The 1,847-nt window shown below is 43.0% G+C and carries 2 protein-coding genes and 1 pseudogene; all 3 read right to left on the bottom strand.

Going from position 1 to position 1,847, the window contains the following annotated elements:
* Positions 1 to 243, bottom strand: a pseudogene (locus F6K37_RS40480) (tetratricopeptide repeat protein); the annotation flags it as partial.
* 138 nt (positions 244 to 381) lie between these two features.
* A complete protein-coding gene (locus F6K37_RS40475; RefSeq protein WP_071105613.1) occupies positions 382 to 1,578 on the bottom strand; it encodes an RNA-guided endonuclease InsQ/TnpB family protein in 1,197 nt (398 codons plus the stop codon).
* 136 nt (positions 1,579 to 1,714) lie between these two features.
* The coding region (locus F6K37_RS40470; protein ID WP_287256930.1) for an ATP-binding protein at positions 1,715 to 1,847 on the bottom strand (133 nt) is incomplete at its 5' end.

Raw genomic sequence — 1,847 nt, 5'->3', positions numbered from 1 at the left:
CCTGAGTTTCCGAATTGCCTTGGCTTGCTTCAATTCACTTTTAGGATTATCTATTTCTGCCTGAGTCATATCGAAGCGCTGATCAAGGCAACGTTCAAAAATTTCCCCAGTGCCAACCTGAACGCCCGCCACCAACATCTGATAGACCTGGGATTTAGAACGGATTTTCCCCTTCAGGGTAGTTTTGACAATGTCATCAATTAATTCAAAATAGCGATCGCTCAATCCCATCTCGTTAGACATAACCTTTTGCCTGATTAGTGCCGACTTTCCTCAAAAATAGCTCAAAATCAGAATAGACTTCTGGCAAGTCTAGTTAACCGTCAACTTGACATCCTCCCGCCGCTAAATCTGGCGATTATAGCGGGGGATTCCTAAGACTCACGACTTAGGTTTCTGCTTCCTTCTCCCTTTTTGGGAGTTTTTCGCACCCGCCTTCCGAGACTTACTCTGTTCAGGTCTTATGGTCGCTCCACAGACTGACACGGCAAGCCCTGCCGCCAAAATATTAATTGATGCGTTAATATCGCGATCGTGGTGAGTGTTACACAATGGACAATCCCACTCTCGGATGCTTAGAGGTAAAGATTCGACGCGATTGAGGCATACAGAACACAACTTACTACTGGGAAACCATCTGTCAATAGAAACAGCTTTACGGTTGTACCACTCTGACTTGTACTTGACCTGACGGATTATTTCTGCCCAATTTGCATCACTGATTACCTGAGCTAGTTTGTGATTTTTGACCATGTTTTTTACAGCTAAGTCCTCAAACGCAATCAATTGGTTTTCTGAGACCAGTTGAGTAGTTAGCTTGTGAGTAAAATCTCTTCTAGCGTCTTTGATTTTTGCGTGTACCCTGGCAACCTTTAACCTGGCTTTGTTACGATTGTTAGATCCCTTCTGTTTTCGCGACAAAGCTTTTTGGTATTTAGCCAGTTTTTTCTTTAGCTTTTTGAAATGCTTGGGGTTGGCAATTTTATCCCCGTCACTGGTTGTAATTAGACTGGTAATTCCTAGATCAAAGCCAACTCGTTTATCCGTTGGGGGCAAACTCAAGTCTCTATGGTCATGAAACCTGATTGAGATATGCCAACGATTGGACGGATCTAAACTAATTGTAACGGTACTTGGATTGCAGTTTGCAGGTAACTGACGACTCCACCGAATAGGCAAAGGTTCTTTGCATTTAGCCAAATAGATCTGGCCATCCTTCCATTTAAATGCAGATTTGGTGAATTCTGCACTACCACCATTCCGCTTTTTCTTGAAGTTTGGATATTTAGTGCAACCCGCAAAGAAGTTCGTAAAAGCAGTTTGAAGGTGTCTTAATCCCTGTTGAAGTGGAACACAACTGACTTCATTTAAAAATAATAAGTCATCCTGTTTTTTCCACTCTGTCAACATTGAGGAAGTTTCTTTATAGCTGATCCGTTTTTGGTGTTCATACCATCCTTTCGTCCTAGCGTCTAAAGCTTTGTTGTAAACAAGCCTTACACAACCTAGAGTTCTCCTCAACAGATTCTCCTGTTCAGGGGTTGGGTAAAAACGGTAACGGTAAGCTTTTTCATTCATGCTCACATTTTAAGCTGTTCCGTGTGAAATGTCAAGTGGACACAATTCCTGAGGGGCTGTGTGCGGAACCTGCGTCCGCACTTTATAAGCCCCGTCTCCCGCTAACCCTTCGGGTATAACGGGAGTCTCCTTGCTCTTAAGGATGATTCGGCAATGTTACAGTAAACAAAGTCCCCTTACCCAACTCAGACTTAACTTTGATCGTTCCTTGATGAGCTTCGAGAATTCGTTTGGAAAGATATAGTCCTAAACCACTACCTGAGCGTTTG

It is taken from the genome of Moorena sp. SIO4E2 (assembly GCF_010671945.1).
In the GTDB taxonomy this organism is placed as follows: Bacteria; Cyanobacteriota; Cyanobacteriia; order Cyanobacteriales; family Coleofasciculaceae; genus Moorena; species Moorena producens.
Note: the sequence above shows the minus strand (reverse complement) of the source record. Positions and strands in the feature narration are given on the sequence as shown.